The sequence below is a fragment of the Acinetobacter sp. UBA1496 genome (genome assembly GCF_002324975.1).
In the GTDB taxonomy this organism is placed as follows: Bacteria; Pseudomonadota; Gammaproteobacteria; order Pseudomonadales; family Moraxellaceae; genus Acinetobacter; species Acinetobacter variabilis.
This window is the reverse complement of the sequence record NZ_DCRI01000031.1, coordinates 18,110-35,944: the sequence shown is the minus strand read 5'-3', so window position 1 is coordinate 35,944 and position 17,835 is coordinate 18,110. Positions and strand designations below refer to the sequence as shown.

The 17,835-nt window shown below is 40.4% G+C and carries 18 protein-coding genes and 1 pseudogene; 17 read left to right on the top strand and 2 right to left on the bottom strand.

The genetic code is table 11. The annotated features are described in order from the left end of the window. Positions 1-91: 91 nt before the first annotated feature. Positions 92-2,254, bottom strand: a complete 2,163-nt coding sequence (locus B3143_RS03490; protein ID WP_005237123.1) for a multicopper oxidase family protein — start codon at positions 2,252-2,254, stop codon at positions 92-94. Positions 2,255-2,999: 745 nt separating this feature from the next. On the opposite strand from B3143_RS03490, the gene acnD reads away from it, so the two are divergent. The 16 genes and pseudogenes from acnD to B3143_RS03410 all read left to right on the top strand — a co-directional run bounded on the left by acnD (position 3,000) and on the right by B3143_RS03410 (position 15,822). After that, positions 3,000-5,606, top strand: a complete 2,607-nt coding sequence (gene acnD, locus B3143_RS03485) for a Fe/S-dependent 2-methylisocitrate dehydratase AcnD (protein WP_286739521.1) — start codon at positions 3,000-3,002, stop codon at positions 5,604-5,606. Positions 5,607-5,793: 187 nt separating this feature from the next. Further along, positions 5,794-6,291: a hypothetical protein gene (locus B3143_RS03480; RefSeq protein ID WP_005237119.1), complete on the top strand. Its 498-nt coding sequence runs from the start codon at positions 5,794-5,796 to the stop codon at positions 6,289-6,291. A gap of 82 nt (positions 6,292-6,373) precedes the next feature. Beyond that, positions 6,374-6,571: a zinc ribbon-containing protein gene (locus tag B3143_RS03475; protein WP_312074660.1), complete on the top strand. Its 198-nt coding sequence runs from the start codon at positions 6,374-6,376 to the stop codon at positions 6,569-6,571. A gap of 120 nt (positions 6,572-6,691) precedes the next feature. Then, on the top strand, positions 6,692-7,270 hold the full coding sequence (locus B3143_RS03470; RefSeq protein WP_005237117.1) for a DUF4126 domain-containing protein: 579 nt from the start codon (positions 6,692-6,694) through the stop codon (positions 7,268-7,270). A gap of 196 nt (positions 7,271-7,466) precedes the next feature. Further along, positions 7,467-7,673, top strand: a complete 207-nt coding sequence (locus B3143_RS03465) for a hypothetical protein (protein WP_005237115.1) — start codon at positions 7,467-7,469, stop codon at positions 7,671-7,673. A gap of 129 nt (positions 7,674-7,802) precedes the next feature. Further along, positions 7,803-8,024: a hypothetical protein gene (locus B3143_RS03460; protein ID WP_004785142.1), complete on the top strand. Its 222-nt coding sequence runs from the start codon at positions 7,803-7,805 to the stop codon at positions 8,022-8,024. 149 nt (positions 8,025-8,173) lie between these two features. Further along, a pseudogene (locus B3143_RS03455) lies at positions 8,174-8,422 on the top strand (DUF6868 family protein). Between the two features lie 126 nt (positions 8,423-8,548). Next, on the top strand, positions 8,549-9,262 hold the full coding sequence (locus tag B3143_RS03450; RefSeq protein WP_005237113.1) for an SIMPL domain-containing protein: 714 nt from the start codon (positions 8,549-8,551) through the stop codon (positions 9,260-9,262). 745 nt (positions 9,263-10,007) lie between these two features. Next, positions 10,008-10,463, top strand: coding sequence for a hypothetical protein (locus B3143_RS03445; RefSeq protein ID WP_005237111.1), 456 nt, complete (start codon positions 10,008-10,010; stop codon positions 10,461-10,463). A gap of 87 nt (positions 10,464-10,550) precedes the next feature. Further along, positions 10,551-11,216 carry a pseudouridine synthase gene (locus B3143_RS03440; protein WP_005237110.1) on the top strand — a complete coding sequence of 222 codons (666 nt, stop codon included), beginning with the start codon at positions 10,551-10,553 and terminating at the stop codon, positions 11,214-11,216. 569 nt (positions 11,217-11,785) lie between these two features. Beyond that, on the top strand, positions 11,786-12,730 hold the full coding sequence (locus B3143_RS03435) for a DUF4041 domain-containing protein (RefSeq protein ID WP_034581229.1): 945 nt from the start codon (positions 11,786-11,788) through the stop codon (positions 12,728-12,730). A gap of 236 nt (positions 12,731-12,966) precedes the next feature. Further along, positions 12,967-13,362, top strand: coding sequence for a ribonuclease E inhibitor RraB (locus B3143_RS03430; protein WP_005237106.1), 396 nt, complete (start codon positions 12,967-12,969; stop codon positions 13,360-13,362). 239 nt (positions 13,363-13,601) lie between these two features. Beyond that, on the top strand, positions 13,602-14,048 hold the full coding sequence (locus tag B3143_RS03425; RefSeq protein WP_005237101.1) for an SRPBCC domain-containing protein: 447 nt from the start codon (positions 13,602-13,604) through the stop codon (positions 14,046-14,048). A gap of 124 nt (positions 14,049-14,172) precedes the next feature. Further along, positions 14,173-14,511, top strand: a complete 339-nt coding sequence (locus B3143_RS03420) for a zinc ribbon domain-containing protein YjdM (protein ID WP_005237099.1) — start codon at positions 14,173-14,175, stop codon at positions 14,509-14,511. 115 nt (positions 14,512-14,626) lie between these two features. Next, positions 14,627-14,989: a 5-carboxymethyl-2-hydroxymuconate Delta-isomerase gene (locus B3143_RS03415; protein ID WP_005237097.1), complete on the top strand. Its 363-nt coding sequence runs from the start codon at positions 14,627-14,629 to the stop codon at positions 14,987-14,989. Between the two features lie 389 nt (positions 14,990-15,378). Next, entirely contained in the window at positions 15,379-15,822 is a 444-nt protein-coding gene (locus B3143_RS03410; RefSeq protein ID WP_104425804.1) for a YybH family protein, read from the top strand. A 112-nt stretch (positions 15,823-15,934) separates the two neighbouring features. Here B3143_RS03410 and B3143_RS03405 read toward each other — a convergent pair whose 3' ends face one another. Further along, on the bottom strand, positions 15,935-16,702 hold the full coding sequence (locus B3143_RS03405) for a hydroxymethylpyrimidine/phosphomethylpyrimidine kinase (protein WP_104426976.1): 768 nt from the start codon (positions 16,700-16,702) through the stop codon (positions 15,935-15,937). 257 nt (positions 16,703-16,959) lie between these two features. Here B3143_RS03405 and B3143_RS03400 point away from each other — a divergent pair, with 257 nt between their 5' ends. Further along, a complete protein-coding gene (locus tag B3143_RS03400; protein ID WP_104425805.1) occupies positions 16,960-17,607 on the top strand; it encodes an HAD family hydrolase in 648 nt (215 codons plus the stop codon). The last annotated feature ends 228 nt before the right edge of the window (positions 17,608-17,835 follow it).

The following is a 17,835-nucleotide window of genomic DNA, read 5'->3' as shown; positions in this document are numbered from 1 at the left end:
AAATCAATCAAGCTATTGTGCAGCAAGCATTTAATAGAGGCAAACAAAAAAGCCAACAATCGGGATCGTTGGCCTTTTCAGGAGTGTCTAATTAGTGATGATGAGACGAGGTTGGGAGAGGTGAATCACAAGGGAATTTGCCTCCACAGACCCTTACTGTTTCCATCATGCCCTGATCTTCATGATCGAGGATATGACAGTGCTGTACAAAATCACCTTCAAATTTCTTGTAATAACTTCGAAGAATAAATTTATAGTTCGCCTTGATAAACAGGGTATCCTTGAATTGTCCTTTCATACCACGATATTGCACATCATCTGTATCATTATCATCAGGCGCTAATTCACTCACATCAACTTCTTTGGATTCACCATTAGGGCCAGTGACAGTTTTTAAGATTTTAACAATCTGGAATGGATTAACATGAATATGGAAAGGATGGCCACCAAAAGCTTCGGTCGTCAGTTCCCATTCATCCGTCTGTCCAATTTGTAACTGACGCACATATTCACGATCCGGATCTTTGGCGTGTGTCCGACCGACTGATCCTTCGCCATCAAATGCATTTCCAAAACTGAGTAAGTCACCATCTTCTTTATGACGGAAGCCAAATTTAAGACCATTTGCGAAAGCCAGTTCAAATTTACTGTATTGTTTCGGTCTGGAGGCAACCAGCTTGTCAATTGCTGGAGTCATTAATGATGGATGATCAGTAAAGGCAGTAAGATTAAGCTTGGATAACTGAGTCTGAATCTCTTTGCTTAAACCAATTTTTTTCGCGCGCTCTTGCAGGAACTCGGCAGGAGTCTGCGCTTTTGTTTTGCTTGCCTGTACATTGACCCATCCCAGTAGTTGGGCATTGAGAGGATGGTTCGGGGCAAGTTGAGGGGTAACTTGACCCGTTGGGATCGGTGCATTCACTTCATCCTCAATATTTAATTTGGAGTCATAAATGCAATATTTGTTGGTGGTTGGGAAGGTGACCATTGCATCATGATGATAACCAGGCTGGAACACAGACAGTGTTCTGCGCTGTACCTGAGTCATGGTCAAACCATCTTGAGCAATCGTATAAACCGGTAAGCTTTTTAAACTTTCATTAAACTCTTTTGGATCTGCTTCCTGATATGCCAGACAGGCTTTAAGGGTGTCTTCGGCGCTAAATTTACTGGAGTTTGGCAGTTCTTTAATTACCAGACCAATAGTGTCGCGTACACCACCATGAATCATGCGCCAGCGATTAAAAGCATTCTGTTCAACTTTGATCTCTCCTAAAACTTTACCATTGATAGAGGTATAGAAGTTCTGGTCGGCCCAAGAGCCAGGATTAGCGATATCTGTATAATCTTCCAGTAATCCAAAGCCTTTACCTTCGCAATTGTTAGGAATATCGAATTTTACATCCGGGTCAGGGTTAGAGCATCGATATTGAATTTGCTGGAATAGCAGGATGTTTTCATTTGGATAGCTATTTTTTTCTTTCCATAAAATGTCCATATCGCCTGTTTCAGTGACTTTGCCATTTTTTACTTTTGGTGTTCTTGAGCCTTCTACAATTAATGGGCCTGCCATACCGCTCGATACCTGAATAGCTGTTGAGCCATGCAGATGGGCATGATACCAGTAGGTTCCTGCCGGATGATTCGGCTCCATTTTGTACTGATAGTCAAATTTTTCCTGAGGTTTAAATTTCAGGAAAACATTATCACTATTGCCTTGAGGGCTTACCCAGAAGCCGTGGGTATGCAAGTTAGTAGTATTAAAGCAATGTGGATCGTTCACATTATCCACTTTGTCTGGGCAGGTGGCTTTCTGTTCAGGTGGAAGCTGGTTATTTAGGTTAATTTTCAGGGTTTCACCTTGTTTGACCCGGATTTGCGGACCAACTAAAAGGTCTTCAACAGACTCTCCAGCTTTTTTCTTGTTAAACAAACTGGCATTAGTGAGATAACCTCTGACGAACAGTTGATCCCAGGTACTATTTCTCGGATTGTAAATCTTGCCGGTTTTATAAGCGACAATCAGTTCATGGGTGCCTTTGGAATTTTTTTGCAATAGTGGCGGATTGCTAATCAATATATCGGGTGTTGTTGGAGTAGGTTGTGGGTTGTTGGGATTATTGGTAGTGGTTGGTGGGTTAGGGTTGTTGGGAGTTGGCGGTTTAGGATTGGAAGGATTTTTACCTCCATTCCAGCTTGCTGCCAGTACAGCGATTACTGCAGCAACGATACCGATAATGGCGAGTTGTATCATTGTAATCACCCTTATGTGCTTTTGTGATGAGTGTTGTTGTGAAGTAATTCGAGGGTAGATTTACAAAGTTGAGATACAGACTGTTATCACCAAATTAGGGGGAGGGCGACAAACGGTAAGCTAAAATGACGTGTGTAAAGTATTCTAGATAGGGATGCGTTTTATAAGCTCATGTTTATAAATCATTGTCCTATAAATATTTAACGTATTTCTAAAATTGTAAGAAAGTCTTAAAAAATATATGGAATTGAAAATGTAACTTATTTCGGGGTATGTCTTAACCTGAAAAATGATTTTTTCGCTTAAGCTCATCGAGCAATATCTGCAATGAAATTTACTATTTCTGGTTAAGAGCTACGCTTAACACTGAAATAGAAAACATAGATTCAGCTTTTTATTAAATGAGCTATTTCTAAAATTGAAAGATTCTAAGCTTTGATTTCATATGAAATTTATCCTTAAACTCATTCCAATAAATTGATTATCTTTTATGCTGTTATCAACATCTCATACTAAAGAATGAGACAGATTTAGGCCTATTTTTCAGAAAAAATGCAATTTAGAGTCAAAATTCTAAAGTATGAGTTATAAATTTCGGTAAAAATGCCATTTTTAGTATTTAAGATTTTGAAAATCATAAGATTTGGGAAATGGACTTTCGACAGCGTACAATGCCTTTATTAAAAAACAAGTCACCAAGATATTTTGATGAATAAAAAGAGTAATGAAAGAGGGCAGGCAAGCTATGAACAATAACTACCGGAAACCGCTGCAAGGTACCCAGTTGGAATATTATGACGTGCGTCAAGCCGTAGAAGATATTCAGCCAGGCGCATATGCCAAACTTCCTTATACATCTAAAGTGCTGGCCGAGCAGCTGGTACGCCGTTGCGACCCTGCGATTTTAGAACAGTCTTTACGCCAGTTGATTGAGCGTAAACAGGAACATGATTTTCCTTGGTATCCGGCGCGTGTAGTTTGTCATGACATCTTAGGGCAAACAGCACTGGTCGATCTTGCCGGTCTGCGTGATGCGATTGCCGATCAGGGCGGTGATCCGTCTAAAGTCAATCCAGTGGTGCCGACCCAGCTGATTGTCGATCACTCGCTGGCAGTAGAATATGGCGGCTTTGACCCAGATGCATTTGAGAAAAACCGTGCAGTAGAAGACCGCCGTAATGAAGACCGTTTCCATTTTATTGAATGGACCAAAACTGCGTTTGAAAATGTTGATGTGATTCCTGCTGGTAATGGCATCATGCACCAGATCAATCTGGAAAAAATGTCACCGGTGATTCAGAACCGTGATGGCGTGGCATTCCCAGATACTTGTGTCGGCACAGACTCTCATACCCCACATACCGATGCACTGGGCGTGATTTCAGTCGGTGTTGGTGGCTTAGAGGCTGAAAATGTGATGCTGGGCCGTGCATCGTGGATGCGTCTGCCGGACATTATCGGTGTCGAACTGGTAGGACAACGTCAGCCGGGCATTACCGCAACCGATATCGTACTGGCTTTAACTGAATTCCTGCGTAAAGAACGTGTGGTTGGTGCTTATCTGGAATTCTTCGGTGAAGGCGCAGACAGCATGTCAGTCGGTGACCGTGCCACGATTTCCAATATGACACCGGAATATGGCGCAACTGCTGCTATGTTCTATATCGATCAAAATACGATTGATTATCTGACGCTGACTGATCGTGAATCTGAACAGGTGAAACTGGTTGAAACTTATGCCAAGGAAATTGGTCTGTGGTCATCAGAAATGACTCAGGCAGAATATCCACGTGTATTGCGTTTTGACTTGTCTACCGTGACTCGTAACATAGCGGGTCCATCGAATCCGCATGCACGTGTATCAACATCTGACCTGAAAGAAAAAGGCATTGCAGGTGTGGTAGAAAACCGTACTGATGGCTTAATGCCAGATGGTGCAATCATCATCGCGGCGATTACCTCGTGTACCAATACGTCTAACCCGCGTAATACCGTGGCAGCAGGTTTGTTGGCACGTAAGGCCAATGAGCTTGGCCTGATGCGTAAACCTTGGGTGAAATCTTCTTTTGCTCCGGGTTCTAAAGCGGCTGCATTGTACTTGGAAGAGGCAGGTGTACTGAAGGATCTGGAAAAACTAGGCTTTGGTATCGTGGCGTATGCATGTACCACCTGTAACGGCATGTCGGGTGCGCTTGATCCGAAAATTCAGCAGGAAATTATTGACCGTGACTTGTATGCGACAGCAGTCTTGTCGGGTAACCGTAACTTTGATGGCCGTATCCATCCTTATGCGAAGCAAGCCTTCTTGGCATCTCCACCCTTAGTGGTCGCGTATGCGATTGCCGGTACGATCCGTTTTGATATCGAGAAAGATGCACTAGGCACAGACAAAGATGGCAATCCGATTTACCTGAAAGACATCTGGCCATCGGATGAAGAAATTGATGCTTTGGTGAAAGAGTCCGTGAAGCCAGAACAGTTCAAGAAAGTTTATATTCCGATGTTTGATCTAGGTGAGCATGAGAAAGCTGCAAGTCCGCTGTATGACTGGCGTCCGCAAAGTACCTATATCCGCCGTCCGCCATATTGGGAAGGAGCTTTGGCTGCACCACGTACCCTTGCGAATATGCGTCCTTTAGCAATCCTTAGCGATAACATCACTACCGATCATTTATCTCCATCAAACGCGATTGTGTTGGATTCAGCAGCGGGTCAATATCTGGCGAAAATGGGCTTACCTGAAGAAGATTTCAACTCTTATGCCACGCACCGTGGCGATCACCTGACTGCACAGCGTGCAACTTTGGCAAATCCGAAGCTGTATAACGAGATGGTGGTACGTTCTGACGGCACCATTAAGCAAGGTTCTAAAGCGCGTGTAGAGCCGGAAGGTGAAGTGATGCGTATGTGGGAAGCGATTGAAACCTACATGAACCGTAAGCAACCGCTCATCATTGTTGCTGGTAAAGATTATGGTCAGGGTTCAAGCCGTGACTGGGCTGCGAAAGGTGTGCGTCTGGCAGGTGTAGAAGCGATTGTTGCTGAAGGTTTTGAGCGTATTCACCGGACAAACTTGGTCGGTATGGGTGTTCTTCCGCTTGAGTTTAAGCCGGGTACAGATCGTAAAACTTTGAAGCTGGATGGTACTGAACTGTATAGCGTAATTGGTAATATTGCGCCACGTTCGACTTTGACTCTGGTGATTGAGCGTGCGACTGAAGATGGCAAAAAACAGACCATTGAAGTGCCAGTAACTTGTCGTTTGGATACGGAAGAAGAGGTTTCTGTGTATGAAGCGGGTGGGGTATTACAACGTTTTGCGCAGGATTTCTTGGAAGGGAATGTGGCTTGATGATTTCAATTGGTCTTATTTGATTTTAATATATAAAAAACCTACATAAATGTAGGTTTTTTATTTGTGAAATTTTATGTACGTTCAGGCTTTGTTGTATAAATACATAACCAACTGATTTTGTTCATTTAATTTTTAGGTTGAAATTCATACAAACCTATTTAAATCAGAAGCTTACAAAATCTTTATGCAACAAAGCCATTCAAAATATGAAATTAAAAAAATCATTGGTCAATTTTGGTCTGAAAAATATATTGAAGTGTTAGGATGCAAAGGTTTATCCAAAAAGATTTATGACAATCTAATTCAAATAAAAGAAAAATATCGTAACACTTTTGCTCATGGTGGATTTGAAAAAAAGAGTCAATCATTTCATTTCCATTTAGAGGGATATGGAGCAGTTCCTGCAACAATGTCTGATTATAAAAATAGCGTCTACTTTACCTCAATTCCTTTAAATGAAGATAAGTTTATTGAAATTGTAAAGATTTTTGACGAGCTTGATAGGTATATCGAAGAAAACTTGGTAGCAGGGTGGAAGTTTTGTCAAAGCGGATTGGATTTGATAATGGATAGATCTTCGTTGAAGAATATGCTTGAAGTTTCTCAAGATCCAGATAATTTCGAGCATTGGCTACAAAATGAGAATGAGAGGTTATGTAATTATATCAATGCTGATTATTAGAACTGACTTAGTGACTAATAGCTAGTTTTCTAGTCTTCGCCCAAATGCCATCATCATTTACAAAAATGGACAATAGACATTCATCACAATAGAGTTATACTGCTTAGACCATTTTCTAAAACAACGGAGAACAAAGATGGTTACAGCTGGCTCAAAACCGGGAACAGGTTTCTATTTTTGTATTCAATGCGGACATCGCGTCTTCTTAGAAATTGGTACAGACCGACTACCACCGTGTACCAAATGCCTCGGCACCCAATATAACGATAAGGTTGCCTAAGCACACGATATTCAAAACAGAAGATCCTGTTTTAAATAAAAGCCCTATCACCCGATAGGGCTTTTTTGTTAGCGTATAATTTACATCATAAAAATGGCTTAAATCTCAAGGATAAGCAGCATGGAAACAATCCTCGGTTTATGTATCGGTATCGGCTTGAGTGCAGCCTGTGGTTTCCGTGTTTTTGTGCCTTTAATGGTGATGAGTATTGCTGCATTGATGGGCTGGTTTGAACCGATGACCGGTTTTGAATGGCTGGCCATGCCGGCAGTTTGTCTGGCTTTAGCCATCGCGACCCTCTGTGAAATCGCTGCGTATTATATTCCCTGGGTGGACAATGCCATCGATACGATTGCAACGCCTGCAGCCATGCTGGCCGGAACCTTGATAACGATGGCTGCCAGCAGTGGAAAAATGTCTCAGTTTGCAGCTTGGGCCGCAGCGATTATTGTCGGTGGCGGAACAGCTGGGGCTGTGCAAATGAGCAGTGTTGCAGCACGCGGACTATCAACTGCCACCACGGGCGGTGTTGCGAATCCCGTACTCTCAACCGGAGAGTGGATCGGGGCTATTCTGTTATCCATCCTGTCATTGCTTTTGCCAGTGCTAGCTACCTTGCTGGTTGTAATGCTAGCCATAATGGCAATTCGCTGGATACGTCTAAAAAAGAAAAACAAGCTAGAAAATTCCGCCTTATAAAAGTCAGATAAATAAATATTTATCACTCATTCTTAATGAAATATTTGCTTAAAGAAAGGTCCTTATCTTGTTTATGAAATTGCTTGATTTTTATTCAATAAAGACATAATTTTATTATGGAATTGCAAAAGACATAATTTCTGTATGGTTTTATTTGTGGTTGAACTTTATAAAAACAATATTAGGGGAACTGTAAATGATTAAATTTATTGTAGATGAACAAGAGTCTGCTCAAGGCGTGCACTATATTCATAACGCAACACGAGGCTGTGAAGACCTGCCAGAATTTGATAACCAGATTCTGATTGGATATTTTGCTAATTATGATCTGGCTTATAAACGGGCAAGAATGAATTGGCCGAGGGAAAAAGTAGAGGGCTGTCATAAGTGCTGTACAGAATGAGATTTATAGACATATTGGGCATCATTTAAAACCCGCTATACAGTGGGTTTTACTATTTATTTTGTTTGAAAATCGGTCAGTTTGACCTCATATAAAATTATAGATTTATCATTTTTTAGGGCTGCTCAATTGCAACATTATCTTGATCTCAATCATGACTCGGGTGTGGCCAATTATGAGATTGGCAATGAGTTCATTCGGGTTCAATTCAAGAAAACCTCGAAAGTGTATACGTATAGCTATAGCAGTGCGGGCTATCAGCATGTGGAAAATATGAAACAGCTGGCCCAGTATGGTGATGGCTTAAATGCCTATATCAATCATCATACCCGTCATCTGTTTGTACGCTAAAAAGTGATCGCTGGAAGTCAAAACTGAAACTTTTAGCTCAAAATATTTAAACCATTTCCCTTTAGATCACAGATACAAATCAGTAGTTCCTGAAGATTTGATCAATCTGTTAACTTAATGATAGATGGCTCTACAGGCAGGGAATCACTATGGACCTCGATTTCTGGTGTCGGTTTTTACTTTATACATTGGCTTTGAATTACAGCATTTTAATGCTCTGGTTCTTGCTCATTGTCTTTTTACGAGACTGGGTACAACGATTGCATAGTCGATGGTTTTAGCTTTCAGATTCGACTTTTGATGCCGTTCATTATGGCGGCATGGCCCTCTATAAAATCGGAATACTCCTATTCAATCTGGTTCCGCTGATAGCCATATATTTAATTGGGAAAAGTTAGGAGACAAAACTTTCTCAGGTTTCAAGAATAAATAAAATTGATAGTCGCATTAGCATTACACAGAGCAGTTTAAACGCTTAAAATACTCGAAACAGAATAAATAATATAGAAAAGGAGTTCGGCTCAATGAATCAGTTTAAACCTGCCTTAATTTTAGGTGCATTGATCGGCTTGGGAATGATTATTGCCGGATTCATTCTGGGCAATAGTGCGGTCAAGATTAAACAATATGAACGGATTGTTTCCGTAAAAGGGCTGTCGGAACGTGAAGTGAAAGCCGATGTCGCAGTCTGGCCCATCCGTTTTAGTGGCGGTAGTCAGGATCTGACAGAACTGTATGACACCATGGAGCTGCAAACCCAACAAATTCAGGCGTTCTTAAAAGGCGAAGGTTTTAAGGCAGAAGAAATTACCACAGGTTCTCCAGTCACTACAGATAAATACGCCCAGCAATACGGCGGTGATGCCAATGTCGCGCTACGTTATACCGCGCATCAGACCATTACGGTTTATACCCACAATATTGATGCAGTCCGTGCAGCGCAAACCCGTCTGGTCGCTCTCGGTAAAAAAGGTATTGCTTTTGGTGGTGATGATTCCGGGCAAAGAACGGAATATATTTTTACCAAACTGAATGACATCAAACCGGCGATGATTGAAGAGGCCACACAAAATGCCCGCAGTGTGGCAGAAAAGTTTGCAGCAGATTCTCAAAGCCGTCTCGGGAAAATCAAGACAGCCAATCAAGGTCTGTTTAGCATTGAAGACCGTGACAGCAATACGCCTTATCTAAAGAAAGTTCGTGTGGTTTCTACAGTGGATTATTATCTGGCTGATTAAATGGCTGGAAAACTGAACTTAGCGGTTTGAAAAATTTAGAGCAGAATGAAGTTTTAAGTGAAGATAAATTCCAGTAATTCTGCTCTTTCCGCAATAAAAGATCTTTATTTTGAGCTAAAAGATAAAAAATTCTTCTATAAATATATTCTAAGAAAAATATTTTCAAAAACTGGGAAAATTAAAAAATCTTAGGAAATTAATTTTACCGCAGCTTGGCTACTATATATCTCAAGGGTGTGATGGGATCGAAAAGAGTAGCATGCTGTGAGTGGCGCAAAACGCGAGTGCAGTACGAACCCAAAAGGTCTCGATTCGGCTTAGGACGCTATAGACCAAAAGTTTATAGGCTATAAGATCATTTCTTACAAAGAGTGATAGTTGAAGTAAACCATCAAGATGTTTTCCCAACACCCTCAAAATTTTCTCTTCTAATAATAAATCTTCTCCTCCAAACTGCTTAATACTTTCCTTACCCAGTCACTTATCTTCTTCCTCAAATAGCTTTAAATTCATTTGAGATTCAATCAAATACTATTAAAATCACATATCTAATCTATTTTATTTGTAGCCTATTGCTTTCAATTATCCTTTATTTAAATACTATTCTAATGTCACCGGTTGTTTATAAGTATTTGATATAAATAATTTAAAATATAATATGTTTAATATTTGCTCACAAATTATATCCTTGAAAAATAAAACAGAATGCTATGATAATTTTACATATAAGAAAGGGGCACGTCTCATGAAAAAATATGAATTAGAAATCAGTTATCCGCATCAGGAAGAAGACGAAGCAGAGCAGCTAGGCAGCTTATCGGCAGAAGAAATTCTCTCTACTTTTAAGTCCATCAATTGGCAACAGTTACGGATTTTACAATTACAGATGCAAGCCGCCATTACCACTTTTACCGTAACAGATTCCGATACTGAACAGTCGATCCAGATCACGCTAAATGAACTGGCGCCCTCAGGTCAGCTTGAGTTCAGGCTGGAAAGTGATATTGAAGTCGAAGCTCAGCATAAAATTCTGGGACTGTTTAGCCTGAAAAACAAAGACTATGTGTCATTTCGCAGTCTGACTATGTCACAGGTTCAGCAATATCTTATGACATTCTTAAATGAAGATCTCGACAGCCTGAAAACCCAGTATCAGTCAGGTCATTCAGTATCTCCCATCAGTGCAGCGTCCAAAGCTTAGTCGGGCATTGATTCTATAACAGGGCTGGATTGACAGTATTCCCTGACATTGTTATTTTGCGCGTTTTCTCCTGAATGCTTACAGCACATGCCTATTAACGACAACTTTGTCTACGCGCCGCCTCAAGACCCATTGCATATTCTGTATGAAGATGATGATCTAGTCGTCATTGAGAAGCCGGCTGGTTTGTTGTCTGTTCCGGGACGTTTGCCTGAGCATCATGACAGTGCTTATCTACGGGTACTAGAGCGTTATCCGAATGCCAAAATTACCCATCGTCTGGATATGGCGACGTCCGGAATACTGATGTTTGCCAAACATCGCGAAGCCGAAGTGGCGGTCAGTAAAATGTTCCAGGCACGTACAGTCAGCAAGCACTATATTGCGCTGGTACAGGGAGAGATTCAGACCGAGGGCAGTGTCGATGTGCCTTTAATTACTGACTGGGAAAATCGCCCACGGCAAATGGTACATTTTGAACTGGGTAAAGCTGCCAAAACACTCTATCAACGGCTGGAATATCTGCCTGAGCAAGACATCAGCCGGGTATTACTGACGCCAATTACCGGACGTTCACATCAGCTCAGAGTCCACATGCTGCATATCGGTCATCCGATTACGGGCGATAAAATTTATCATCCGGAACCAACGCGTAGTGCTCTTAATCGCATGGCCTTGCATGCCAGTGAACTGACTTTTACTCAACCCTTGAGTGGTCATAAAGTTGAGATTCTTGCACCTGCGCCATTTTAGTGAGACTTAACCATTCAAAAAATGAATATAGATTCTGATAAATATTTGAATTTCAGTAAGCTGCAACAGAAATGTTAGAATTTATTTCAATCATCGGAAAATTATGGAGTTGAATTTAAACAGTTTTCTAGAAAAATTATGTTCTGAATCATGTCTTATCAAGTAATGAATTTTTGAAATAAAAAATGTGTACCAGAAAACATTGCAGGAATCATTTAAGGGGGATTTATCACTTTATCTTTAGTTTAACTGTTTGATCTGTCTATTTTTATTAGGTTTTTCTCAAGATTTTCAGCCTATCCGAAATTCGATCTTATAACTTTTGATATAAAAATAAAAACCACTCTAATCGCTTATCACCAACAGATTCATGTTAAGTAAATTGATAGGCATAAAAATATTAAGGTTTTATAGGTGAAAGATCATTTAAAAGATCAAATATATTAAATATTTATGGTCAATTTTTATCTTTGATTCTCATCATTAAATTATGCAGAATAACTTTAAAACATCATAAATTTTTAATTTTTTAGTGCCTATATATGGTGCAAGGGGTAAGGGACAGGATGATGCTAAGTGGCGCGCTCTTTGTTCTCGCAAGTGTTTTAATCATTGTATTACTAGGGGTATTCAATAGCCTGAAATTATCAAGAAACAATATTCGGTCTCTACAGGAAAATCTGGATCATTCACGCAGTAAATTAGCTGATTATGAAACACAAGTTGATGAATTAAATTATGAAATGACCCAGCTACGGATGCAGTTGGGGAGCGCCAGAACTGAACTGAATAAATATAAAAAATATCAGGATATCTGTGACATCGAGCAGTACATTATTAACCGCAGTTTGCAGGCTGAAAATTTCGTAGAAGTAACCAAGCTTGATGCTTCCATCATGCTGGATGATCTCAAAGCCTATATCGCTCAGGTCAAAGCATATTTACAGAGTTTACAGGCTCAGGCCGAAGCTGATATTGAGCAGCAGGCCCGAAAAGCTTTACAGGCTTATTATCAGCAGGCCAAAGAACAGCAGCGACTGCAAGAAGTAGTTGAGGCTCTCGAGCAGAAGATCAAGGGCTATCAACATGGTTTTGATGTGCCGGTCACGCAGCTTCTGGATCAGCTCATTAGTGGCTACAATGATACTGATGCAGCTCGGCATTTACTGACTATCAGAACACAGATTGAGCAGGCCAAAGAACAGCAGCAGATGGCTAGCTGTAACTATGTTGATGAAGACCGTCGCAAGAGCACCATCGAGATTTTGAGTCTGGCATTTAATAGCAGGGCAGAATTCTATTTGTCCCAGTTAAATACTCATAATCTGGGAGAAATGCTGCAATCCTTAAAAGATGATTATCGCCTGATGAACTATAAAGGACAAAGCTTGAGCCAAGCCATGATTCAGGAGTCTTATCTGAACTTACGTCTGGAAGAGCTTAAATTCGCCGCCATTTTACTCGAGCTTCGACAGAATCAAGTGTCTGAGCCATCTGCAGTAATCGCTTCCTAACTCCAATTAAAAAAGACAAATCAACCGATGAAATTTTTTAATCTGCAGATTGATATGTAGGTATTTTAAATTAGATGAAAATGCAGCTTTTTTTCTCAAATTATTAAATTTATATTGATAAAATTCAGTTGGTTATTTAGAGAAAGTTAATTTTTTTTCATATTCTGTACTCGATAATTCAAATAAAATAAGTTAAGCTGAATCGAATAATAAAACATCATAATAAGGGTATCTCTATGGCACGCGATTATGACAAATTCCCTGACGATGAAAATGGTCATGTACTGTGGCAAATGTATCAGGATGGTGATGATCTGCAGGACGACCATGAAATTGAATTCTCGATAGCCTTTAATAGTGAAGAACAGGCTGACCGCTGTGCATTGAACTTGCTTAAAGAAGAACAAAAGATAAGCCTATATCAGGATGAGGAGAGCGATACGCTGGAATGGACAATTACTATTCATGTCTATATGCAGCCTACCTATGAAAATATTGTCGATCTGGAACAATGGTTTACCAGAATTGCCGCTGAATTTCAGGGTGAATATGACGGCTGGGGCTGTATGGCCTATGTCTATGATGATGAAGTCGACCCGGAAGAGGGCGAAAGCAAACTGCGTAGCAGCTAATCAAAATTTCCTTATTCAAGCCCGGTTAAGCCGGGTTTTTTATCGCCTGCGGTATTGGTCGGGTCAACTGTAGTTTTTTGTTATACATCCTATAAAATGGATAGATAACAATTATATTTAGGCCGTACAGTATGTTGGGCAGTTATTTAAATACTGAGGCCGACGAAATCAGGATGATCCGTCCGAATAATAAATAAAAATAATCTTTCAGTAAGAACAAGAAAAAAAGGTAGGCCGAAATGAGTTATACCCTAAAAATGCATCGCGTATTCAGTGCGCCACCGGAACGGGTGTACCGGGCCTTTATTCATCCAGATGCTATTGCAAAATGGCTGGCACCGCATGGCTTCACTGCCAGAGTTGAGCATGCCGAAGTCAAACCGGGAGGCAGCTATAAAATCACCCTGACCAATTTTGCTACCGGTACCCAGCATCATTTACATGGCACCTATCATGAAGTTATTCCCAACCAGCTACTGCGCTATACCGATTGCTTTTCTACACCTGAAGTCAAAGGTGAAATTGAAGTCACGCTCATCTTTGAAAAAGTGTCTGTAGGCACCAGCCTGCATATTATTCAGGTGGGTTATCCGGATCTAGTACCGCCATCTGCATGCTACTTAAGCTGGCAAGAGTCATTGCAGCTTTTGTCCTGGCTGGTCAATCCACATATTTTGGATGGTTAAGTTCAGTTAATTAAGTTGAGCGGGAGATCCTTTTAAAGCTTGAGCATGAACCTATCCAAAGATGCTATAATTCAGCTTTAATTTTTTGTTTTTTCTTTTATTTTTTTATTTTGTCGAGGTTGCTATGGCTCTACCACAATGCCCAAAATGCCAGTCTGAATATACCTATGAAGATGGTGACTTGTTAATCTGCCCAGAATGTGGATATGAGTGGAAAGAAGGGGAAGCAACTGAGGAACCCGTGGTCATCAAGGATGCGCATGGCAATCTGCTGGCTGATGGCGACACAGTTACGCTGATTAAGGATCTTAAAATTAAAGGGTCTTCTTCAGTGGTTAAAGTCGGGACTAAGGTCAAAAATATTCGTCTATTACCCGATGCAACTGATGGACATGATATTGACTGTAAAATTGATGGCATTGGCGCCATGAAGCTCAAATCTGAATATGTGAAAAAAGCCTAATACGTTCTTATACGAATGAGTGCTTTCGGTCTTCGGGTTTGAAGGTTTATGCTTCTTCCTCAAACTCGAAGATCAATCTCTTCTGATCACTATATCATGCCTGGATCTATGCTTTATGCCTCATCTTCATTTTGAATATTCAGATAATATTCAGCAGCTCGAAACCCAACCTTTAATGTTGGCAATTCATCAGGCCTTATTTAACGCCGGTTATATTAATGACCCGAATGATTTAAAAAGCCGGGCGATTGTACAGCAAGATTTTGTGATTGGACTAGAGCAGAAGACAGATCAGGCTTATGTGCATGCTAAAGTTTCTCTCCTGACTGGTCGTAGTCTGGACATTCGTCAAGCAATTTCCAAGCTGGTACTTCAGGTCATGCAGCAGCACATTGTCTCGCAGCCAGGGCTAAAGATTCAGCTCTGTGTTGAAATTCTGGAAATGGACAAAGAAACTTACACTAAAGCTATTATTTGAATTTTTTAGATTGAAGTGAGGACTAGGAAATGAAGTTTTCCTAGTTCCTCTCTTTATCTTGAATGTATAAGAATTTAATAAAAAATTGAGAAGTATCAAAGCAATTTTGAAATATAAAGAACGATAAATAAAACTAGAGCATAAAAATTTAAATAATCAGTCAAAATTCACCTGATGATTGCAGTTGATCAGAAAATTTTGCCTATGATTAAAAAATGGTGTAATTTTAGGTATTAGGTCACACTTTTGACCTAATCTATGGGGGATGGGTAAAACCAGAACCCATCCACATAATTAAAAATAATGAAAAACAAGAAAGACTGAAAAATGATGAGATGCTTGAAATCTCGGTTTTCAAGTCTGAATAAAACCTTATAGAGAGGTATTCAATGAAAATAATAGGGGAAGAATGTCTGGCTCAGGAAGTCAGGACATTTTTACAAAAATGGGATCAAGCTATTTGTTCACTTGAATTCAGCGAAATTCGTCAACTTTGCCGACCAGATGTCTGTCTGATTGATATTAGCTCCGAGCTGAAAGGGATTGAGGCTTATCAGGCTGCATGGCAACAGTACCGCCCATATATACGCAACAATGGTATGCGCGTTGAACGGCAGGAGGTCACCATTCAGGTCAATAATGACATGGCTTTCGTGTATGGGTATGTCCGGATTGCCTATGCGGCGATGGAACGATATTTTCCTTTACAATGGTGCCGCTTCAGCATGGTCTTGAGCAAACAGCAAGATCAGTGGCAATTGCATTATCAACATATTTCTGTTCCTGTTCAGGAGAAAACTGAAAAACTGCGTCCTGTGAAACTGGCAGGTTAAGGCGCAAGTTTTAAATTTCATTGTAACAAGATCATCATGTCTATTTGTCCATTCTTGAAAAAAATCACCATAAAAAAGCCTGAATCGTTCAGGCTTTTTTATTTAGGGAAGATTAGAAGCGTTTTGGAATCCGCTGACCATTCGGTACCGGAATTTCCGCATTTTTTAATACACCAAATAACCAGGTTTCTGCATGTTGTACGGCTGTTTTCAACTGGTCACCCAAGGCTAGACGTCCGGCAATGAAACTCGCCAGTGAACAGCCTGAGCCGTGATATTCACCCTCCAGACGCGGGCAACGGGTTTCGTTGATCAATTCACCCTGAATATATAGACGGTTCTGGATATAGTCGGGAGTATCTTCATGGCCGCCTTTAACCAGAATCGCGTGAGCACCCATTTCAAACAGTTTCTGCGTGGCTTGATCTAAATCCTGTTCACCTGTTAGGGCACGCAACTCAACTGTATTCGGAGTTAAAATCGTGGCTAGTGGAATCAGTTGTTTAAACGCTTTGACCAGTGTGGCCTGATTGCCGAGTGAGCCACCACTGTTGGCTACCAGCACCGGATCCAGTACATACTGATAATCTGCATGCGCTGTTAGAAATTCTGCCAGCGCCTCAATATTTTCAGTAGTACCCAGCATGCCTGATTTAACACAGCGGATCGGTAGATCCTTTACCACGGCATTGGCCTGAGCCAGCAGTAATTCCTTTGAAGTTGCTTCAAAACCAAAGACCTGTTGCGAGTTCTGGATGGTCAGGGCTGTACAGGCAATTGCAGCATGAGCACCACTTTGACCGATGGCTTCAATATCTGCTTGAAGGCCTGCTCCACCTGAAGGATCTAAACCTGAAAAGCAAAGTACGGTAGGTCGCAAAATGATGTCCTTCATTCACTAAAATTGCCTTAGTATAGGCAAATTTATTCAAACTCTCGATATTAATTTATATCACTTGCAAGAACTGTCTGTCAGGCAAAATTTCGTATGTTTATCTGATCAAAATATAGAGTTGACTACCCTGAAAATGGGCGTTATTGGCTTATTTTTATGGCCTAATAATTGCTTTAGGGTAGAGAAATCTGGCTATACTCACGATATGAATTGATGTCGGCTGCAAACATAGGGGACAAGGTGTGATTCAGAATATTTTAATTGATTTGGATGGTACATTAACTGACCCAAAAGTGGGGATTACGACTTCTGCCCGCTACGGTCTGGAAAAGGTGGGTCATCCGATCAGTGAAGACACGAATATTGACTGGATTATTGGGCCTCCTCTAAAAGCTTCGTTAGCCAAAATTCTGAATGTAGATGCGGATGATACTCTGGCTGAACAGGCACTAATGGCATATCGTGAGCGTTTCGCAGTGACTGGTCTATATGAAAATCACGTCTTTGAAGGCGTAGCTGAAACTCTGGCGGAACTTAAACGCCGTGGTTATCGCCTGTTTCTCGCAACAGCAAAACCAACCGTTTATGCCAAACAGATTTTGGAACATTTTAATCTGGCCCAGTATTTTACTGAGATTTATGGCAGTGAGCTGAATGGCGACCGGACCAATAAAGGGGAATTGATTCAGTATATCCTGGAACAACAAGGCATACAGGCTGATCAATGCATTATGGTGGGTGACCGTGAGCATGATATTTTTGGTGCCCGCCATAATGGGATTGAGTCGATTGCAGTCAAATACGGCTATGGTTCAGAAATTGAATTACAGCAGGCACAGCCCAAGTATACGATTGAGAACTTTAGTCATTTATTAAACTATTTAAAATAATTTTTTATTTTCATTAAAAATAAAATGCTTCTATGTTTAGGAGCATTTTTTATATTCATTATTAACAATAATTTTTAACTTTATTTTTTGAATAGAAATCTGTTTTATTGCGTTAACTTGATTAATTATTTGTATACTTTTGTTCTAATATTTTTTAGGCTTACATAAATATAATAATTTATTTTATGTGATGAATGTCATAGTTTAATTATAATTCACAAAAACATA

What these genes read in the sequence shown, in the direction of transcription:
- B3143_RS03465 (WP_005237115.1), top strand. Translation starts at nt 7,467, where the DNA reads ATGATTAAATTTATTGTAGATGAACAAGAGTCTGCTCAAGGCGTGCAC.
- B3143_RS03425 (WP_005237101.1), top strand. Translation starts at nt 13,602, where the DNA reads ATGAGTTATACCCTAAAAATGCATCGCGTATTCAGTGCGCCACCGGAA.
- B3143_RS03410 (WP_104425804.1), top strand. Translation starts at nt 15,379, where the DNA reads ATGAAAATAATAGGGGAAGAATGTCTGGCTCAGGAAGTCAGGACATTT.
- B3143_RS03420 (WP_005237099.1), top strand. Translation starts at nt 14,173, where the DNA reads ATGGCTCTACCACAATGCCCAAAATGCCAGTCTGAATATACCTATGAA.
- B3143_RS03415 (WP_005237097.1), top strand. Translation starts at nt 14,627, where the DNA reads ATGCCTCATCTTCATTTTGAATATTCAGATAATATTCAGCAGCTCGAA.
- B3143_RS03480 (WP_005237119.1), top strand. Translation starts at nt 5,794, where the DNA reads ATGCAACAAAGCCATTCAAAATATGAAATTAAAAAAATCATTGGTCAA.
- B3143_RS03445 (WP_005237111.1), top strand. Translation starts at nt 10,008, where the DNA reads ATGAAAAAATATGAATTAGAAATCAGTTATCCGCATCAGGAAGAAGAC.
- B3143_RS03490 (WP_005237123.1), bottom strand. Translation starts at nt 2,254, where the DNA reads ATGATACAACTCGCCATTATCGGTATCGTTGCTGCAGTAATCGCTGTA.
- B3143_RS03470 (WP_005237117.1), top strand. Translation starts at nt 6,692, where the DNA reads ATGGAAACAATCCTCGGTTTATGTATCGGTATCGGCTTGAGTGCAGCC.
- B3143_RS03435 (WP_034581229.1), top strand. Translation starts at nt 11,786, where the DNA reads ATGCTAAGTGGCGCGCTCTTTGTTCTCGCAAGTGTTTTAATCATTGTA.
- B3143_RS03440 (WP_005237110.1), top strand. Translation starts at nt 10,551, where the DNA reads ATGCCTATTAACGACAACTTTGTCTACGCGCCGCCTCAAGACCCATTG.
- B3143_RS03430 (WP_005237106.1), top strand. Translation starts at nt 12,967, where the DNA reads ATGGCACGCGATTATGACAAATTCCCTGACGATGAAAATGGTCATGTA.
- B3143_RS03450 (WP_005237113.1), top strand. Translation starts at nt 8,549, where the DNA reads ATGAATCAGTTTAAACCTGCCTTAATTTTAGGTGCATTGATCGGCTTG.
- acnD (WP_286739521.1), top strand. Translation starts at nt 3,000, where the DNA reads ATGAACAATAACTACCGGAAACCGCTGCAAGGTACCCAGTTGGAATAT.